Source organism: Umezawaea sp., assembly GCF_036375055.1.
Classification (GTDB): Bacteria; Actinomycetota; Actinomycetes; order Mycobacteriales; family Pseudonocardiaceae; genus Umezawaea.
Window position 1 is genome coordinate 1 of the sequence record NZ_DASUSQ010000050.1, and the last position, 15,106, is coordinate 15,106.

At 71.0% G+C, this 15,106-nt stretch carries 17 protein-coding genes; 4 read left to right on the plus strand and 13 right to left on the minus strand.

Features of this window, described 5'->3' with window-relative positions; all coding sequences use genetic code 11:
* The 8 genes from VFZ92_RS15255 to VFZ92_RS15290 all read right to left on the minus strand — a co-directional run.
* Positions 1-1,287, minus strand: a 1,287-nt coding sequence (locus VFZ92_RS15255; protein ID WP_330876574.1) for a S8 family serine peptidase, incomplete at its 3' end; no start/stop codon positions are given.
* A 268-nt stretch (positions 1,288-1,555) separates the two neighbouring features.
* The gene (locus VFZ92_RS15260; RefSeq protein WP_330876575.1) at positions 1,556-1,903 is read right to left on the minus strand and encodes a hypothetical protein; all 348 of its coding nucleotides are present in this window, start codon (positions 1,901-1,903) and stop codon (positions 1,556-1,558) included.
* Positions 1,900-2,715 carry a DUF692 domain-containing protein gene (locus tag VFZ92_RS15265; RefSeq protein ID WP_330876576.1) on the minus strand — a complete coding sequence of 272 codons (816 nt, stop codon included), beginning with the start codon at positions 2,713-2,715 and terminating at the stop codon, positions 1,900-1,902. Before VFZ92_RS15265 ends, VFZ92_RS15260 begins: the two co-directional genes overlap by 4 nt.
* Complete coding sequence (locus VFZ92_RS15270; protein ID WP_330876577.1) at positions 2,715-3,566, minus strand: TIGR04222 domain-containing membrane protein; 852 nt, start codon at positions 3,564-3,566, stop codon at positions 2,715-2,717. The genes VFZ92_RS15265 and VFZ92_RS15270 overlap by 1 nt, the downstream gene beginning before the upstream one ends.
* A gap of 99 nt (positions 3,567-3,665) precedes the next feature.
* Complete coding sequence (locus VFZ92_RS15275; RefSeq protein WP_330876578.1) at positions 3,666-4,634, minus strand: TIGR04222 domain-containing membrane protein; 969 nt, start codon at positions 4,632-4,634, stop codon at positions 3,666-3,668.
* 258 nt (positions 4,635-4,892) lie between these two features.
* A complete protein-coding gene (msrB, locus tag VFZ92_RS15280) occupies positions 4,893-5,321 on the minus strand; it encodes a peptide-methionine (R)-S-oxide reductase MsrB (protein ID WP_330876579.1) in 429 nt (142 codons plus the stop codon).
* A gap of 89 nt (positions 5,322-5,410) precedes the next feature.
* Complete coding sequence (locus tag VFZ92_RS15285) at positions 5,411-5,725, minus strand: hypothetical protein (RefSeq protein ID WP_330876580.1); 315 nt, start codon at positions 5,723-5,725, stop codon at positions 5,411-5,413.
* A gap of 20 nt (positions 5,726-5,745) precedes the next feature.
* Positions 5,746-6,699 carry an asparaginase gene (locus tag VFZ92_RS15290; protein WP_330876581.1) on the minus strand — a complete coding sequence of 318 codons (954 nt, stop codon included), beginning with the start codon at positions 6,697-6,699 and terminating at the stop codon, positions 5,746-5,748.
* Positions 6,700-6,774: 75 nt separating this feature from the next.
* On the opposite strand from VFZ92_RS15290, the gene VFZ92_RS15295 reads away from it, so the two are divergent.
* Complete coding sequence (locus VFZ92_RS15295; RefSeq protein ID WP_330876582.1) at positions 6,775-7,428, plus strand: GntR family transcriptional regulator; 654 nt, start codon at positions 6,775-6,777, stop codon at positions 7,426-7,428.
* A 248-nt stretch (positions 7,429-7,676) separates the two neighbouring features.
* On the opposite strand, the gene VFZ92_RS15300 is transcribed toward VFZ92_RS15295, so the two are convergent.
* The 4 genes from VFZ92_RS15300 to VFZ92_RS15315 are packed head-to-tail and all read right to left on the minus strand — an operon-like array spanning position 7,677 to position 11,663.
* Positions 7,677-8,561, minus strand: coding sequence for an alpha/beta hydrolase (locus tag VFZ92_RS15300; protein ID WP_330876583.1), 885 nt, complete (start codon positions 8,559-8,561; stop codon positions 7,677-7,679).
* Positions 8,562-8,612: 51 nt separating this feature from the next.
* Entirely contained in the window at positions 8,613-9,335 is a 723-nt protein-coding gene (locus tag VFZ92_RS15305) for a MaoC/PaaZ C-terminal domain-containing protein (protein ID WP_330876584.1), read from the minus strand.
* The gene (locus VFZ92_RS15310; RefSeq protein WP_330876585.1) at positions 9,332-10,501 is read right to left on the minus strand and encodes an acyl-CoA dehydrogenase family protein; all 1,170 of its coding nucleotides are present in this window, start codon (positions 10,499-10,501) and stop codon (positions 9,332-9,334) included. The genes VFZ92_RS15305 and VFZ92_RS15310 overlap by 4 nt, the downstream gene beginning before the upstream one ends.
* A gap of 13 nt (positions 10,502-10,514) precedes the next feature.
* Positions 10,515-11,663 (minus strand): acyl-CoA dehydrogenase family protein, encoded by a 1,149-nt coding sequence (locus VFZ92_RS15315; RefSeq protein WP_330876586.1) that lies wholly within the window; start codon positions 11,661-11,663, stop codon positions 10,515-10,517.
* A gap of 73 nt (positions 11,664-11,736) precedes the next feature.
* On the opposite strand from VFZ92_RS15315, the gene VFZ92_RS15320 reads away from it, so the two are divergent.
* A complete protein-coding gene (locus tag VFZ92_RS15320) occupies positions 11,737-12,378 on the plus strand; it encodes a TetR/AcrR family transcriptional regulator (RefSeq protein ID WP_330876587.1) in 642 nt (213 codons plus the stop codon).
* Here the strand turns inward: VFZ92_RS15320 and VFZ92_RS15325 are convergent.
* Positions 12,340-12,555 carry a DUF2277 domain-containing protein gene (locus tag VFZ92_RS15325; protein ID WP_330876588.1) on the minus strand — a complete coding sequence of 72 codons (216 nt, stop codon included), beginning with the start codon at positions 12,553-12,555 and terminating at the stop codon, positions 12,340-12,342. The genes VFZ92_RS15320 and VFZ92_RS15325 overlap by 39 nt on opposite strands.
* Positions 12,556-12,583: 28 nt before the next feature.
* On the opposite strand from VFZ92_RS15325, the gene ligD reads away from it, so the two are divergent.
* Both ligD and VFZ92_RS15335 read left to right on the plus strand, forming a co-directional pair.
* Positions 12,584-13,603 carry a non-homologous end-joining DNA ligase gene (ligD, locus tag VFZ92_RS15330; protein WP_330876589.1) on the plus strand — a complete coding sequence of 340 codons (1,020 nt, stop codon included), beginning with the start codon at positions 12,584-12,586 and terminating at the stop codon, positions 13,601-13,603.
* Positions 13,604-14,177: 574 nt separating this feature from the next.
* Complete coding sequence (locus tag VFZ92_RS15335; protein ID WP_330876590.1) at positions 14,178-15,044, plus strand: hypothetical protein; 867 nt, start codon at positions 14,178-14,180, stop codon at positions 15,042-15,044.
* The last annotated feature ends 62 nt before the right edge of the window (positions 15,045-15,106 follow it).

Below are 15,106 nucleotides of genomic sequence, written 5' to 3' on the forward strand. Positions count from 1 at the left end.
GGCGGCGCCCGCGACGTGCGGGGTGGCCATCGAGGTGCCGGACATGGACACGTAGCCGTCGGCCACGGGGGTGCCGATCACACCGGTGGAGGATTTGGCCGCGACGATGTCCACGCCGGGGGCGGTGACGTCGGGTTTGACGGCGCTGTCGCCGACCCTGGGCCCGCGGCTGGAGAACGACGCGATCCCGTCGGAGCGGTCGACCGCCCCGACGGTGAGGGCGGCGTCCGCGCTACCGGGCGAGCCGACGGTCTCCGGGCGGCCCGAGTTCCCCGCCGCGACGACGAAGAGCGTGCCGTGCCGGGCGGAGAGCGTGTTGACGGCTTCTTCGAGCGGGTCGATCTCCGGGCTGTCCCCACCGCCCAGGCTGAGGTTCACGATGTCGGCGCCCTGCTCGGCCGCCCACGTCATGCCGCCGAGGATCCACGACTCGGCGCACCCGCCGCCCACGCACACCTTGCCGTCGAGGATGCGCGAGTCCGGCGCCACGCCGCGGTACTTCTCGCCCGCGCTGGCGATGGTGGCCGCGACGTGCGTGCCGTGGCCGACCAGGTCCTGGTTGTCGGCGTCCTCGGTGAAGTTCTTCTCGGCGAGTTCCCGGCCCTTGAGGTCGGGGTGTTCGGCGTCGACGCCGGTGTCCAGCACGGCGACCTTCACCCCCGTGCCGGTGTACCCGGCCTGCCACGCCTCGGGCGCGCCGATCTGCGCCGCGCTGCGGTCCAGGCTCGGCTGCCGCAGGCCGTCGAGCCTGATCTTGCTGTAGGAGTCGTCGGCGAGGAGGGTCCGCCACGTGTCCGCGGCCCGCGCCTTGGCGGTGCGGGCCGCGAACGACCGCACCGCCGGCAGCGCGGCGGTGATGGTCGTCCCGACCGGGGCGCCCGTCGCCCGAAGGTCCGCACCGGTCGTGAGGATGAGCGGCACGGAGTCGCGGTGGGCGTCGTCGTAGCGCGACTCGATCAGCTCGGTGACGTCGAACAGCCGCTTGTCCACCCGGCCCGACGCCACCGCCCGCCGCGCGTCGGCGGGGACGACGTGGACGTGCCCCTGCTCGGTGGACGTGGTGAAGACGACCGCGTCCCGGCCCGCCGCCGGGACGACCGAGCCTCCTCCGGTCCCGTCGAGCACCACGCGGTCACCCGTGATCAGCGTGACGGAGCCCGCTCTCCCCGCGGGGAACCCCGTCGGCGACGGCTCCTCGGCCGCCGACGCGCCCGCCGGTCCGGCCACGAGCCCGACCGCGAGCGCGGCGACTCCCAGCAGAGCGCCGTGTCGTCGTGTTGATCGCAACAGCCACCTCCCGGTTCGGTGAATCCGTGCGGGAACGCACGACCGGGGCGCCGATCGGCCGGTGGCGGCGGTGTACCGAAAGTGACGAGAGATCCCGGTACTTCTGAACATATCGACGTCCGGGAGGCGTGCCTTCCGCACGACGGGCGAAGTTTCCGCCTCACCTTGTGTGACGATCCGTGAGCAGGGTGGGCGTGAGCAGGGGAGTGGCAGAGGTGTGCCACGGCCGTCGCGTATCAACTCGTGGCGACCACGCGGACCGGGGCTGTCAGGCCTGGTTCCTGCGCCACCAGCGCTTCGGCTTCACCGGGGGCAGGGCTCCGCGGGCCCGCGCCCAGTCCGTGAAGGCCGCCGCGTCCTCCCGCGCCCTGCTGCCCGACGTCCTCGGGTGGGACAGGGCGTACTCGTCGAACAGCGGGCGGAAGCGGTCGGCCAGCTCGTCGACGGCGTCGGGCGCCAGCACCGCCACGACGCCGCGCCGCTTCGCCAGCAGCGACCGGGCCTCCACGCGCAGCAGGCGCTCGTCGAACCCGGTGGGGGAGGGGCCGCCCGCCAGCAGCGCGGTCAGCAGCTCCGACTGGGCCTCGGCGAGCCGCTCCCGCGCCCCGTCGGTCATCCGTGCCCCGCCAGCACCGCGCGGATCGCCGCCATCTCGGCCGCCAGCTCGCTGTCGGACGGGTAGTTGTCGTCGCGCTCCAGCAGCACGCCCGGCGGGTCGACGCGCGACCGCAGCTCGCCCAGCAGGTCCAGCACCTCGGGGTGCACGGCGTGGGCGTGGGTGTCGTGGTAGACGCCGTCGGTCTCCACCCCGCCCGCCACGTGCACGTAGGCCAGGCGCTCCAGCGGGATCTCGTCCAGGAACCGGTTCGGGTCCGTGCCGAGGTTGCGGGCGTTCGCGTGCAGGTTGGCCACGTCGATGAGCAGGAAGCAGTCCGTGCGCTCCACCAGCTCCGCCAGGAACTGCCCCTCGGTCAGCTCGCCGTCCGGCCACTCCAGGAGCGCGGCGATGTTCTCCAGCGCCAGCGGCACCGGGAGGTTCGCCTGCGCCGTCCGCACGTTGGCCACCAGCACGTCCAGCGCGTCACGGGTGCGCGGCACCGGCATCAGGTGCCCGGAGTCGAGCCCGCCCGCCCGGACGAAGCACACGTGGTCGCTCACCAGCGGCGCGCCCAGCGCCTCCGCGACCGCGCCCAGGTGCTCGACCCGGTGCGCGTCGACGGGGTCCGCGCTGCCCAGCGACAGCGACACCGCGTGCGGCAGCACCGGCACGCCCCGTTCGCGCAGCAGCACGATCGACTCCGGCAGGTGCTCGACGTGCAGGTTCTCCGCGACCACCTCGACGAAGTCGACGTCGGGCAGCCGTTCCACGGTCAGGTCGATCTCCGCGCGCCAGCCGATGCCGACGCCGAGCCTGTCGACGGCCCCCATCAGTCCCCACCCCCGCCGCCACCGCACGACGAGCCGCCGCACGACGACGACGAGCCGCTGTCGCTGCTGGACCCGCAGCTGCTGTTCGACCCGCAGCCGCTGGAACAGCTGGAGCAGCTGCTCGCGGACGTCGAGCCGTCGTTGGACCGCCTGCCGGGCTTGCCCCTGCGCAGCGTCGCCCCCGCGCTCGGCGCGATCCCGAGCATCTCCCACACGCGGTGCGTGTTCGGGAAATTCCCGATGCGCCCCGCCAGGCCGTGCTGGGCGACGATGCCGACCCGGTCGTTCGACATGACCGTGACCGCGTTCACCTCCCGACGGCCCGCCCGGCGGACCGGGCGGCGCATCCGGTTGGTGGACCACCGGACGGCCAGCGCGAGCACGACCAGCACGATCGCGATGCCGACGTTCAGGTCCGCCACGCCCACGGCCACGACGGCACCGACCCCGACGAGGGTCGCGATGAAGCTGACCAGCCCCCACGCCCTGCGGCGACCGGGGGAGACCAGGAAGCCCCGGTCGACCAGGTGCTGCTTCACCGCGTCCAGCGCGCCGCTGCCCGCCGTCGCCTTGATGAGGGAGCCCAGCGCGCGTCCGCCGCGGGCGGCGCCCAGCGCGTACGCCTCCAGCGGCGTCGCGGCGCCGTGCGCGGTCGTGGACACCGCGCTCACCACCCCCTCGCGGGAGATCCGCAGGAGCCCGGCCTCCAGCAGGCGGACGATCGCGACCTCCGCGGCGCGGCCGGGCCCGCCGGACAGGTAGCCGAACTCCTCGACCGACATGCCCGATCTGCCCGTTGTTCTCGTTCCCGATGTCATGACCGCCGCCTTTCGCACCAAGCCGATGGCCATCCGACTCCGCGGCGGGCCCGTCAGTTCCGCTCCACGAGGCCAAGGCCACCACGGGCACGTCGTGTCGCCCGCGATGGCCTTGGCACCCCCCTTGTTCGGCTAGCTGCCGCCTCCCCCGCCGCAGCCGCCTCCCCCGCCGCAGCCGCTGCTCCCGCTACCGCAGCCGCTGCCGCTCGAACTCGAACAACTGCTCCCGCTCACCACGTACCCGCCGCTGCTCCCGCCGCTGGCCGCGGTGCCGTAGGACGGAGCCACCAGCGCCGTGCGCAGCGTCAGGTCGGGGTGCGCGGCGAGCCCGCCGAGGGCGACGAGCCCCACCGCGCCGCCCAGGCTCATGCCGACCGCGTCCCGCCGGTCGCTCGACCGGGCGGCCTCCAGTGCGCGGTCACCCTCGGCCGTGCGCTGGATCTTGCCCGAACGGGTGACCAGCACGGCCAGCACGCCCGTGATGACGAGCTGGAGCGTCAGCCAGCCCACCGGAGCGCCGATCGCGATGCCGTTGACCCAGCGCACGACCCCGATCACGAACAGCACCAGCATCGGCATGACCCCCACCCGCAGGGTCCGCTTCGCCGTGGCCGGGTCGACGAGCATCCCCGCGCCGCCGAGCCTGGTCGCGATCGACGCCACCGCCCCCGACTGCGCCACGGCGGGCACCAGCAGGTTCAGCGTGCGACGGCTGTAGCGCGCCGCGTCGGCCAGCACCGCGCGGTCGACCTCGTTGGTCGACGTGGCCTTGCCGATCAGCCCGACCGTGCCGCGCCGCGTCGAGCGCAGCGCCTCCGCCTCGATCAGCCTGGCGATGGACGCCTCCACCACGCGGCGGGGTCCGCCCGCGAGGTACGCCAGTTCATCGATGTCCAGGCCCCGTGCGGGCGCGCCTCCCCGGCCCGCCCGCATCCGGATCCGGACACCGATCGCGAACAGCGTTGAAACGCCCAACGCGACCCAGTAGATCTTCAGGAATTCCGGGCCCGAAAGCCCCCAAGGCTGCTCCACGGTCCACCCCCTGCCGCTCTCGGCGAAACTGGTCCGCCGATCGAGATGCAAGCGTGTGCTCTGCGACACACCCCGACAAGGGGCTTGAGCGAAATTTAGGCTTTTGCTGGGTAATGCTTAGGAGGACGACGATCCGTCGACTCCGCCAGAACCCTCGCCGTCCGTTCCCTTCAGCAAGAACATGCTTCCTCCCAGGTAGGAGACCGATCCGGACGACGTCACCCGATGACGTCATCCGGGGCAACCGCACCAGTCTGCTTCACCGCGAGCCGATTGTCGCCTGTTGCGCTGCGTACCGGGACGACTCCGGAGCGGTGCAATTCCGCATTAAGGCGCGGATTCGTCCACCAATCGCAAGCTGATGCTGTTGATGCAGTAGCGCTGATCGGTAGGAGTGTCGTAACCCTCCCCCTCGAAAACGTGTCCGAGGTGGCTGTGGCAGTTCGCGCACAGCACTTCCGTGCGCACCATGCCCATGGCGCGGTCCTCGCGCAGGATCACGCGGTCCGCCGCCAGGGGCGAGAAGAACGACGGCCAGCCGCAGTGCGAGTCGAACTTGGTCTCGCTGCGGAACAGCTCGGTGCCGCACGCGCGGCAGTCGTAGACCCCGACCGTCTTCGTGTCCGTGTACTCACCGACCCACGCGGGTTCGGTGCCGCCCTCGCGCAGCACGCGGTACTCGCTGGGGGTCAGGCTCTCCCGCCACTCCTGCTCCGAGCGGACGACCTTCGGCGTGGCGCCGACAACAGGTTCCATGCCACCACGCTAATGCGATCTCGGCCCGAGGGTGGATCGCAGGTGTCTTACGGAACAGTGATGACCGGGGTGGGTGATCCGGGGCGGGATCAGGCGAACAGGACGCCGATGATCTCGCCGAGCCCGAACCACACGCTGATCAGCACGCCGAGCAGGATCAGCGTGACCACCAGCACCGCGAAGAAGCGCTGTTCACCGCTGGCGCGGTTCGCCGAGTCGGCGAAGTCCGCGACGCCCGCGAGGTAGCCCTCGACGGTGTAGCCGGGGCGTTCGCGCTCCATCCGGTCCAGGTGCTCCGCGAAGGCCTTCGCCTCGGGATCCGCCGGGTCGAGCCCGATGAGGTCGTCGGAGAACCGCCTTGCAGGTCCTTCGTCCGGTCTTTCCGCGCCTGGAAAGGTGGCCATGCTTCGAGAATAGAGGGTCTTCAGCCCGCGAGGGCCAGGGCGGGCCGGACGGCGCCCACCTGGTGGCCGTGCCCGAGCACGGGAACGGTCGCCAGCCCCGCCAGCGCCGCCACGTCCACCCCGAGCAGCCGCAGCGCCTCGACGACGACCACGGCCCGCGCCCGGCTGGACCCGTCCGCGATCTTCAACGCCACCGCCGACCCGTCCGGGAGCCCGATCGCGTACACGCCCTCCGCACCGTCCTTGGCCAGCGCGCCCGGCAGCGCGCGCATCAGCTCGGTGACGTCGCGACCCGTGCCGCCGACCCACTCGGGGTGGCGGTTCATCGCGGAGGCGATCCGGTGCTCCGGCGTCCCGCCCGGCGCGCCCGCGATCGTGCCGAACGCGCGGGCCAGCCCGGTCAGGCTGATCCCGAACAGCGGCGCCCCGCACCCGTCGACCCCGATCGCGCCGACGGGTTCGCCCGCCAGTTCCTCGAGGGTGTTCCGCACCGCCACCTGGAGCGGGTGGTCGAGCGAGAGGTAGTCGTCGGTCGACCAGCCGTTGCGCACGCAGGTCAGCAGCATCGCGGCGTGCTTGCCCGAGCAGTTCATGTACTCCGGCGCCTTCCCGCGCCCCGCGGCCAGGTGCGCGGCCAGCGCCGCGTCGCCGATGGGCAGGTCGGGGGTGCACTGGAGGGCGGTGAAGTCCAGACCGGCCATCGCCAGGATCCGCCGGGTGCCCTCGACGTGGAAGTCCTCGCCGGAGTGGCTGGCGCAGGCCAGCGCGAGCAGCTCGCCGTCCAGGTCGAGGCCGTTGCGGAGCATCGCGAGGCCCTGCACCGGCTTGTTGGAGGAGCGCGGGAACGCCACGCGCTCCGGACGGCCCCTGCGGAGGACCTCGGCGCCCGTCGCGTCCAGCGCGACGACCGAGCCGTGGTGCACCGATTCCAGGAACTCGCCCCGCCAGACCTCGGCTACGACCTCGTGCACCACGCGTCCTCCTTTACACTGCCAACTGTCGACAGTTAACAACACGGTCGATTGGTTTCGCCAGGTTGGGAGACGCACGTGACACCACCGCTGCACCTGAGCCTCGCCGGGCAGACCGTTGACGTGCTGCGCGAGCTGGTGCTCACCGGGGAGATACCACCGGGGGAGCGGGTCAACGAGGTCGAGCTGGCGCAGCGGCTGGGGATCAGCCGGGGGCCGCTGCGGGAGGCGATCCGGCACCTGTCCAGCGAAGGGCTGCTGGTGCTGGTGCCGAACAAGGGGGCGCACGTGCCCCAGGCCGACGCCGACGACGTTCGGGCGCTGTTCGAGTTGAGGACCGCGCTGGAGTGCGCCGCCGCCGAGTTGGCCGCGAGTCGGCGGACTGACGCGGACGTGGCTCGGTTGCGGGAGGTGTGCGCCGAGTCGCGGCGGGACTACCAGGGCGGGGTGCGGTTCCCGTACCGGCTGGACCTGGCGTTCCACCAGGCGTTGTTGGATGCGGCTCGAAGCCCTCGGATCGCTGAGCAGGTGCGGCTGGTGCAGCAGAGGGTGGTGTTGTTGCGGAGCGGGTTGAAGGATGACCCGCCGCATCAGAACGCGTCCCTGGACGACCACGACGCTCTGGTCGAGGCTGTGGCCGCTGGGGACAGCCACGGGGCCAACCGGGTCATGCGGAGGCACTTGTCGCGGGTTCGGGCGCAGATGTCGGCCGGGTTGGGGTTGGTGCCGTGAGGGGTTTCGGTGTGTCGGGTTTGGGTGGCTGCCGGTTTCAGTGGATCGGGTAGCCGCTGATCCCAGCGGGGGTGGCCGATGTGACTCGGGGGCCCCTCGATCGGGGCGGTGGCCTGCCCGATCTACCAGGGTGAGGGGCAAATCCCCCGAGTAAGATCGGCCACTGCTCCAGGGAAGGCAGCGCGTCGTCGTGCGTCGTGTTGCCCTGCGTCGTGGTTGGGTGTTCTGCTCATCGAGTGCCCCTTGTTCTAGTGCGCCCCCAGGTGTTCCAGCAGTAGTGCTGAGGTGCGTTCTGCTGCTTCTTCCGGGATGAAGTGGCCTACTCCGTCCAGTACTTCGAACCTGTAGGCGCCTTGTGCCCAGTCGCTGGTGTTCTGTGCTGCTTCCGGGCCCACTGCGTCGTCCTCGGTGCCCCAGAGGTACATCGTGGGGACCGTGACGGGCTTGTAGTCGCCGTCGAAGTTGTTCGCGCGGTACCAGTTGAGCGCTGCGGTGAGGGCGCCCGGTTCTGACAGCTGTCGTACGTACTGCTCCACTCGCTGGCGTGGGATGACCGCCGGCCAGCCCTGGCGGAGTTTGGCGGAGCCGTTGGCCAGCATTTCTCGTTCGGGTACTTCTGGCTGGCGGAGGTAGTCGAGCAGGGCGGCGCGGGCGCGCTGGTCCGGGTCTTCGCGCATCGCCGCCGCCAGTGCGGCCGGGTGGGGGGCGGAGACGGCGGTGAGGGTGCGGACCCGCAGCGGGTTCCGGGCTGCCGCGAGCCAGCCGACCACGCCGCCCCAGTCGTGGCCGACCAGGTCGAACCGGCGCCAGCCCAGCTGGTCGGCGATGGCCGTGACGTCGTCCACGGCGTGGTCGAGGCCGTAGTCCTCCACGCGCTTCGGGCGGACGCCGGGGGAGTAGCCGCGCTGGTTGGGTGCGACCGCTCGGTAGCCGTCCGCGGCCAGGGCGCGCAGCTGGTGGCGCCACTCGATGCCGCACTGCGGGACCCCGTGCAGCAGGAGGACCTTGCGGCCGTCCAACGGACCCGCGGCCACCGCGTCGAACGTGCCCGCGGCGGTCGGGATCCGCAGCCTGGTGAGCGCGGTGGCGTCGGTGGCGGTGCTGAGCTGGAAGACGTCACTTCGTGATCGCATGACTACAGCCTGGAACATCGGCCACGGGTGATCGATGGTGTGGGCACCCAACTAGGAACGGGGGGTAGCCCTACCGTCGGCGATCACCGTCGTGTGGTTGACGGACGTGCGGAACCGGACCTCCCCGGCCTCGTGCCAGGCGCTGACCAGCAGTTCGTCGCCGGGGAACACGGGGTTGGCGAAGCGGGCCGCCACGGCCAGGACGTCCAGTTCCTCGGCCAGGAGGCGGGCGGTGATGCCGTAGGTGGCCAGGCCGTGCAGGATCGGGCGGGGGAAGCCGCCGCGCTCGGCGAACGCCGGGTCCCAGTGCAGGGGGTTGTCGTCGCCGGTCAGGCGGTACCGCTCGGCCTGGTCCGGGGTCGTGGTGAAGCTGAGCCGCACGTCGGGTGCGCGGTCGGGCACCAGCACGCGGGTCGTGGTGCCGCGCGGGCCGCCGAAGCCGCCCGCGCCGCGGATGAACAGGGACGCGCGGGTGGTGAAGTCGGCGTCGCCGGTCGCACGCCACTCGCGCACGACCAGCGCGCCGGAGCCCTTGTCGAACACGTCGGTGACCTCGCGGGTCACCTCGACGGTGCCCGAGAGCGGCAGGTCGCCCGACAGGGAGAGGGACTGCTCGGCGTGCAGCACCTGCGTCATGTCCGCGTCCAGGTCCACCTGCGGGCCGCCGAACTGCGCGACCGCGACGGCGAAGCCGGGCTGCATGCCCGTTCCGCCGACCGCGGCCGCGTAGCGCTCGACGTCGTCCTCGGTCCAGGACCGGACGACCGTGCTCACCCCAGGGATCCGCTGACCTTGGCGTGGCCCTTGAGCAGGTTGCGGGCGATCGTGCGGCGCTGGATCTCGTCGGTGCCCTCGTAGATGCGCAGCAGGCGCAGCTCGCGGTACCAGCGCTCGATCGGCAGCTCACGGGTGTAGCCCATGCCGCCGTGGATCTGGAGCACCCGGTCCACGATCTCGTTCGCCTTCACGCCGCCGTACAGCTTCGCCATCGACTGGGCCTGGCGGGAGTCCTTGCCCTGGTCGACGAGCCACGCGGCGTGCAGGACGAGCCAGCGCAGCGCCTCGATCTCGACGGCGGAGTCGGCGATCATCCACTGGATGGCCTGGTACTCGGCGATCGGCTGGCCGAACGTGACGCGGGTGTTGGCCTGCTCGATGGCCATCTCCACCAGGCGTTCCACCGAGCCGATGGCCCGCGCGGGCAGCAGGTACCGGCCCGCGCCGATCCACTGCATCGCCAGGGTGAAGCCGTGGCCGATCTCGCCGAGGACGTTCTCCTCGGGCACGCGCACGTTGTCGAACACCAGCGCCGCCGGACCCCACTGGCCCATGGTCGGGATGGGTTCGGACTTCCAGCCCATGTCGCGGTCGACGAGGAAGCACGTGACGCCGCCGTTGGCGCCCTTCTCCTTGTCGGTGACCGCGAACACCATCACGAAGTCGGCCTCGTTGCCGCCGGTGATGAACGTCTTCTCGCCGTTGATCACCCACTCGTCGCCGTCCTTGCGGGCGGACGTGCGGATGGCCTTGGCGTCCGACCCGGCGCCGGGCTCGGTGATCGCGAAGCACGACTTGCGCTCGCCGGAGATCGTCGGCAGCAGGTAGCGCTGCTTCTGCTCGGAGTTGCCGTGGTAGAGGATGTTGTCCGCGTAGCCGCCGAAGCGGAACTGCACGAACGAGCGGCCCAGCTCGGCCTCGATCAGGGCCGTCATCACCGCGCCGAGGCCCATGCCGCCGTACTCGGTCGGCGTCTGCACGCCCCAGAAGCCCGCCGACTTCGCCTTCTGCTGGAGGGCTTCCAGCTCCTCGTACGTCAGGCCGGGCTGGTTGGCGCGCTCGCGCCGGAGCACCTCCGGCTCCAGCGGGATGATCTCCTTGCGCACGAAGGTCCGCACCCAGTCGCGGATCTCCCGCTGCTCCTCGTCGAGCGTGAAGTCCATGCTGTTCCCCGTTTCAGAAGGCGTTGACGCCGGTCAGCGCGCGGCCTATGAGCAGTTTCTGGATCTGGCTGGTGCCCTCGTAGAGGGTGGTCACCCTGGTGTCCCGCAGGAACTTCCCGACGGGGTACTCGTCGATGTAGCCGTACCCGCCGAAGACCTGGATGGCGTTGTTCGCGACCCGCACGGCCGCCTCGCTGGCGTAGAGCTTCGCCATGGACGCCTCGGTGCGGAACGGCTCACCGCGGTCGGCCAGGTCGGCGACCCGCCACGTGAGCAGGCGGGCCGCGTCGGTCTCGACGGCCATGTCCGCCAGCAGTTCCTGCACGAGCTGGAACCCGGCGATGGGCTTGCCGAACTGCTCGCGCTCCGCCGCGTACCCGAGGCTCGCCTCCAGCGCGCCGCGCGCGGCTCCGACGCAGCCTGCCGCGACGGACATGCGGCCCCGGTCCAGCGCCGCCATCGCGAGCCCGAAACCGGTGCCCTCGTCGCCGAGCCGTGCGCTGTCCGGGACGCGCACGTGGTCCAGCACGAGTTCCGCGGTCGCCTGGCCGCGCATGCCGAGCTTGCCGTGGATCTCGGTGGCGGTGAAGCCGTCCGAGTCGGTCGGCACCAGGAACGCGGTGATGCCCTTCGGCCCCGGTCCGCCGGTGCGGGCGAAGACCAGCGCGACGTCGGCCCAGGTGCCGTTGGTGATGAACACCTTCGTGCCGGTGAGCAGCCAGTCGTCGCCGTCGCGCTCGGCCTTGGTCGCGAGCGACCCCGCGTCGGACCCGGTTCCCGGCTCGGTGAGCCCGAAGCAGCCGAGTAGCGCCCCCGCGCACAGGCCGGGCAGCCACCGCTCCTTCTGCTCGTCGGTGCCGTGCTTGAAGATCGTCTTGCCGACCAGGCCGAGCGACACCGAGATGATCCCGCGCACGGCCGAGTCGCCGCGCGCGATCTCCTCCAGGACCAGGCAGTACGCCAGGTTGTCGCCGCCGGACCCGCCGTGCTCCTCGTCGATGCCCAGCCCGAGGAACCCCACCTCGCCCAGCCGGGGCACGAGAGCGCGGTCGATCGCCTCGTCGCGGTCCCACTGCCGGGCGAACGGGACGATCCGCTCCTCCGTGAAGCGGTGGGCCAGTTCTTTGAGCTGCTGGTGCTCGTCGGACAGGCGTAGATCCACGCCACGACCTCCTAAACCGAACGGCGTTAGGTATAACGTAGGCGCGTCGGAGAACCCAGTGCAAGGGGTCGATATGCCTCGACCGAGCATCCCCATCCTCAGCGGGGCCCGCATCCGCGAGGTCGCCCTCGACATCATCGACCGCGACGGCCTCGACGGCCTGTCGATGCGCAAGCTCGCGGCCGAGCTGGGCGTGCGCGCGCCGTCGCTGTACGGGCACGTGGCGACCAAGGACGACCTGCTGCACGAGATCGCCAGCGAGGTGCTCGAACAGGTCGACGTGTCCGGTTTCGAGGCGGGCGACTGGCGGCGCGGGCTGGTCGAGAGCGCGCGCTCCTACCGGGCCGCGCTGTCGCGGCACCCGAACGTGGTCCCGTTCCTCGCCTACGGGCCCGCCGGTCGCGGGGCCTCGCTGCGGCGGCTCGACGTCATGCACGGCGCCCTGGTCGACGCCGGCTGGCCGCGCAGGCACGCCACGATGATCGCGGCGTCGCTGATGTACCTGGTGTTCGGGGCCGCGCTGAGCACGTTCTCCAGCGGGTTCTCCACGGACGCGTCGGTCTACCAGGGGCGCTACCCGCACCTGGACAAGGCGCACCTGCTGCCGTCGGTCGCGGAGGAGCTGGACCGGGACAGCTTCGAGCTGGCGCTGACCGCGTTCGTGGAGGGCCTGGAGCTACTTCGCGCGACCGCGGACCTCCAGGTGCGCGAGTAGTTCCCCGGTCGCCTTCGCGATGACGTCGACGGCGTGGTTGAACGCCTCGGCGTTGTGCGCGGCGGGCGTCCGGAACCCGGACACCTTCCGCACGTACTGGAGGGCGGCGGCGCGCACGTCGCCCTCCGTGACCTCGTCCTCGAACGGCGGGCGGAGCGTCTTGATGCTTCGGCACATGCCGCCATTGTCGTTTACGCTGCCCGTCGTGGCCCAGAAGGCGTTGGAGCTGATCGTTCCCGGACCCCGCGGCGACCGCGCCGTGCGGCTGTCCAACCCGGACAAGGTGTACTTCCCCGAGCGCGGCATCACCAAGCGCCAGGTCGTCGAGTACTACCTCTCCGTGGCCGAGCCGCTGCTGGGTGTGCTGCGCGACCGCCCCACCACGTTGAAGCGGTACGTCGACGGCGTGGCGGGCGAGGCGTTCTACCAGAAGCGCCTGCCGAAGAACGCCCCCTCCTACGTCGAGACCGCCACCATCACGTTCCCCTCCGGCCGCCCGGCCGACGAGGTCTGCCCCACCGAGCCCGCGGTCATCGCCTGGGCGGCCAACCTCGGCACGTTCGACTTCCACCCGTGGCCCGTCCGCAGGCCGCTGGTCGACAACCCGGACGAGCTCCGCGTCGACCTCGACCCGCAGCCCGGCACCGACTTCGGCGACGCGGTGCGGGTCGCCCTCGTCCTGAACGAGGTCCTGACCGAACTCGGCATGACCGGCTACCCGAAGACCTCCGGCGGTCGCGGCGTCCACGTCGCCGTCCGCATCAGGCCGGAGTGGGACTTCGTCGAGGTCCGCCACGCCGTCATCGCCCTGGCCCGCGAGGTCGAGCGGCGCATGCCCGCGCAGGCCACCACGGCGTGGTGGAAGGAGGAGCGCGGCGAGAAGGTCTTCCTCGACTTCAACCAGGCCGCCAGGGACCGCACCATCGCCTCCGCCTGGTCGGTCAGGGGCACACCGCGCGCCACCGTGTCCACACCGGTCACCTGGGACCAGTTGTCCACGGTGGACCCGGACGACTTCGACGTGCTGACCGTGCCGGGGTACTACGCCGAGCACGGCGACCCGCACGCCTCGCTGGACTCGGAGGCGTTCGGCCTGGAGACGCTGCTGGAGTGGTACGAGAAGGACGACAGGGGCGAAATGCCGTACCCGCCGGACTACCCGAAGATGCCCGGCGAACCGATGCGCGTGCAGCCGTCGAAGGCCCGCAAGCCCACTGAGGACTAGCGGTCTCTGCAATTTTGCGGATAGTCCGCTAACTCTTGGGGTGAACTTTGAGGTTGCCCGAGCCAAGTCGGTCTCATAGGATGTTGATCACGCCGAAGGTATCGGTGGGACAGGGCGATGACCCGACTGGGGCGGCTCCTGTCCGAATGAAGGAGCTCACTCCGGTCTGGTAGGCGCAGCAATGAGACCATTGCCGATCGGTGTGCGTGCTGTCTTGTTCCGCGAACCCAGCAGGGAAGCCCGTTCGCTCGTGCGGTGACCGTCCTGGTGCGAATCCAGGGAGAGTTCATGAGCGTGCACACGAATCAGGGCGGCGTCGGCGGCGAGTCGGGGGACAAGTAGGGAATTCGCCGTGGTGTGCCCGCTCCTCGGTGGGCACACTTCATCCGGAATCGGCATGAAAACCCGGTCCGTGTTACCGCTTGGACCAACTGAATCCTTGAAGTCCGCATTCGTGCGGATTCTTCGGCGCGTCATTCCATGCATCGACTGAATGGTCCGCGGGCAGTTCCTCTGATTCAGTGAATGAGGGCGCGGAAGGGGTTGCGCGCACCCGGCCGGGAGGGGGCGGGCGATGCTCAAGGGGTTCATCTCCTTCCTGGACGACTACCTGGCCGAGGCCGGTCTCATCGGACTCGCCAAGGCCTCGTTGGGCATCCTCGCCTTCGGGAGCGTGCTCAGCGCGGCGTTCGGTTCGGGCGCCTTCAAGGCCGCGGCGCTGCTGATCACCGTGCTGTGCGCGCTGGGGTTGCTCGCCGTCCTGATCAGGAGGTGCACCGGCCTGAAGCGCCGGGTGGACCGGTCCCACGAACTGCTCACGCACTACTGCGACCTGATCTACGGCCGGTCCGACCACCTCTGGCGCGTCGACCGCTGGCAGGAATCGATCAAAGTCGCCAAGAACGGCGACGTCACCGGGGCGATCATCGTGCACGCCATGACGGAGAGCGATGAACTCCACTTCTACAGGCTGCGCATAGGCGCGAACTGGCCGCAGCCGGAGGACCAGCGTCGTCGGGTTCGGGTGACCGCGAGCACGGTCGAGGTCGACGGTTCCGGTGGCACCCGCTGGGACAGGACGCTCAACTGGCTGCCCGACGGGCGGTTGGAGGTGTTGGCCCACTTCGAGTCCGCGCCACCGAAGAAGGGCGATGAGCTGACGCTGCGCGTCGAGTTCGAATGGCCGGGCAAGGCCGCTCCGCTGATGCGGTTCGGTGAACCCGACGACTTCGTCGTGCTGATGGGCAGACCGCTCGCCCATTTCGGCTACCGGGTCGAACTGCCCGCGGGCACGGCGGTCCGGTACGACCCCGTCGGCCTCAAGCGAGGGGTTGACGACTTCACGTTGAACAGGGTCGATGGCAAGCCGCACGTCGTGGAACTGGTCGCGCGGGACATCGCCGCGGACCACCGGGTCGGCCTGCGGCTCGATCTCCGCTGACCGCCGTACCGGGGCAGGAGGTCTTCGGCGGCCAGGGTGTTCCTCAGGCTCCCGCGCCCGTG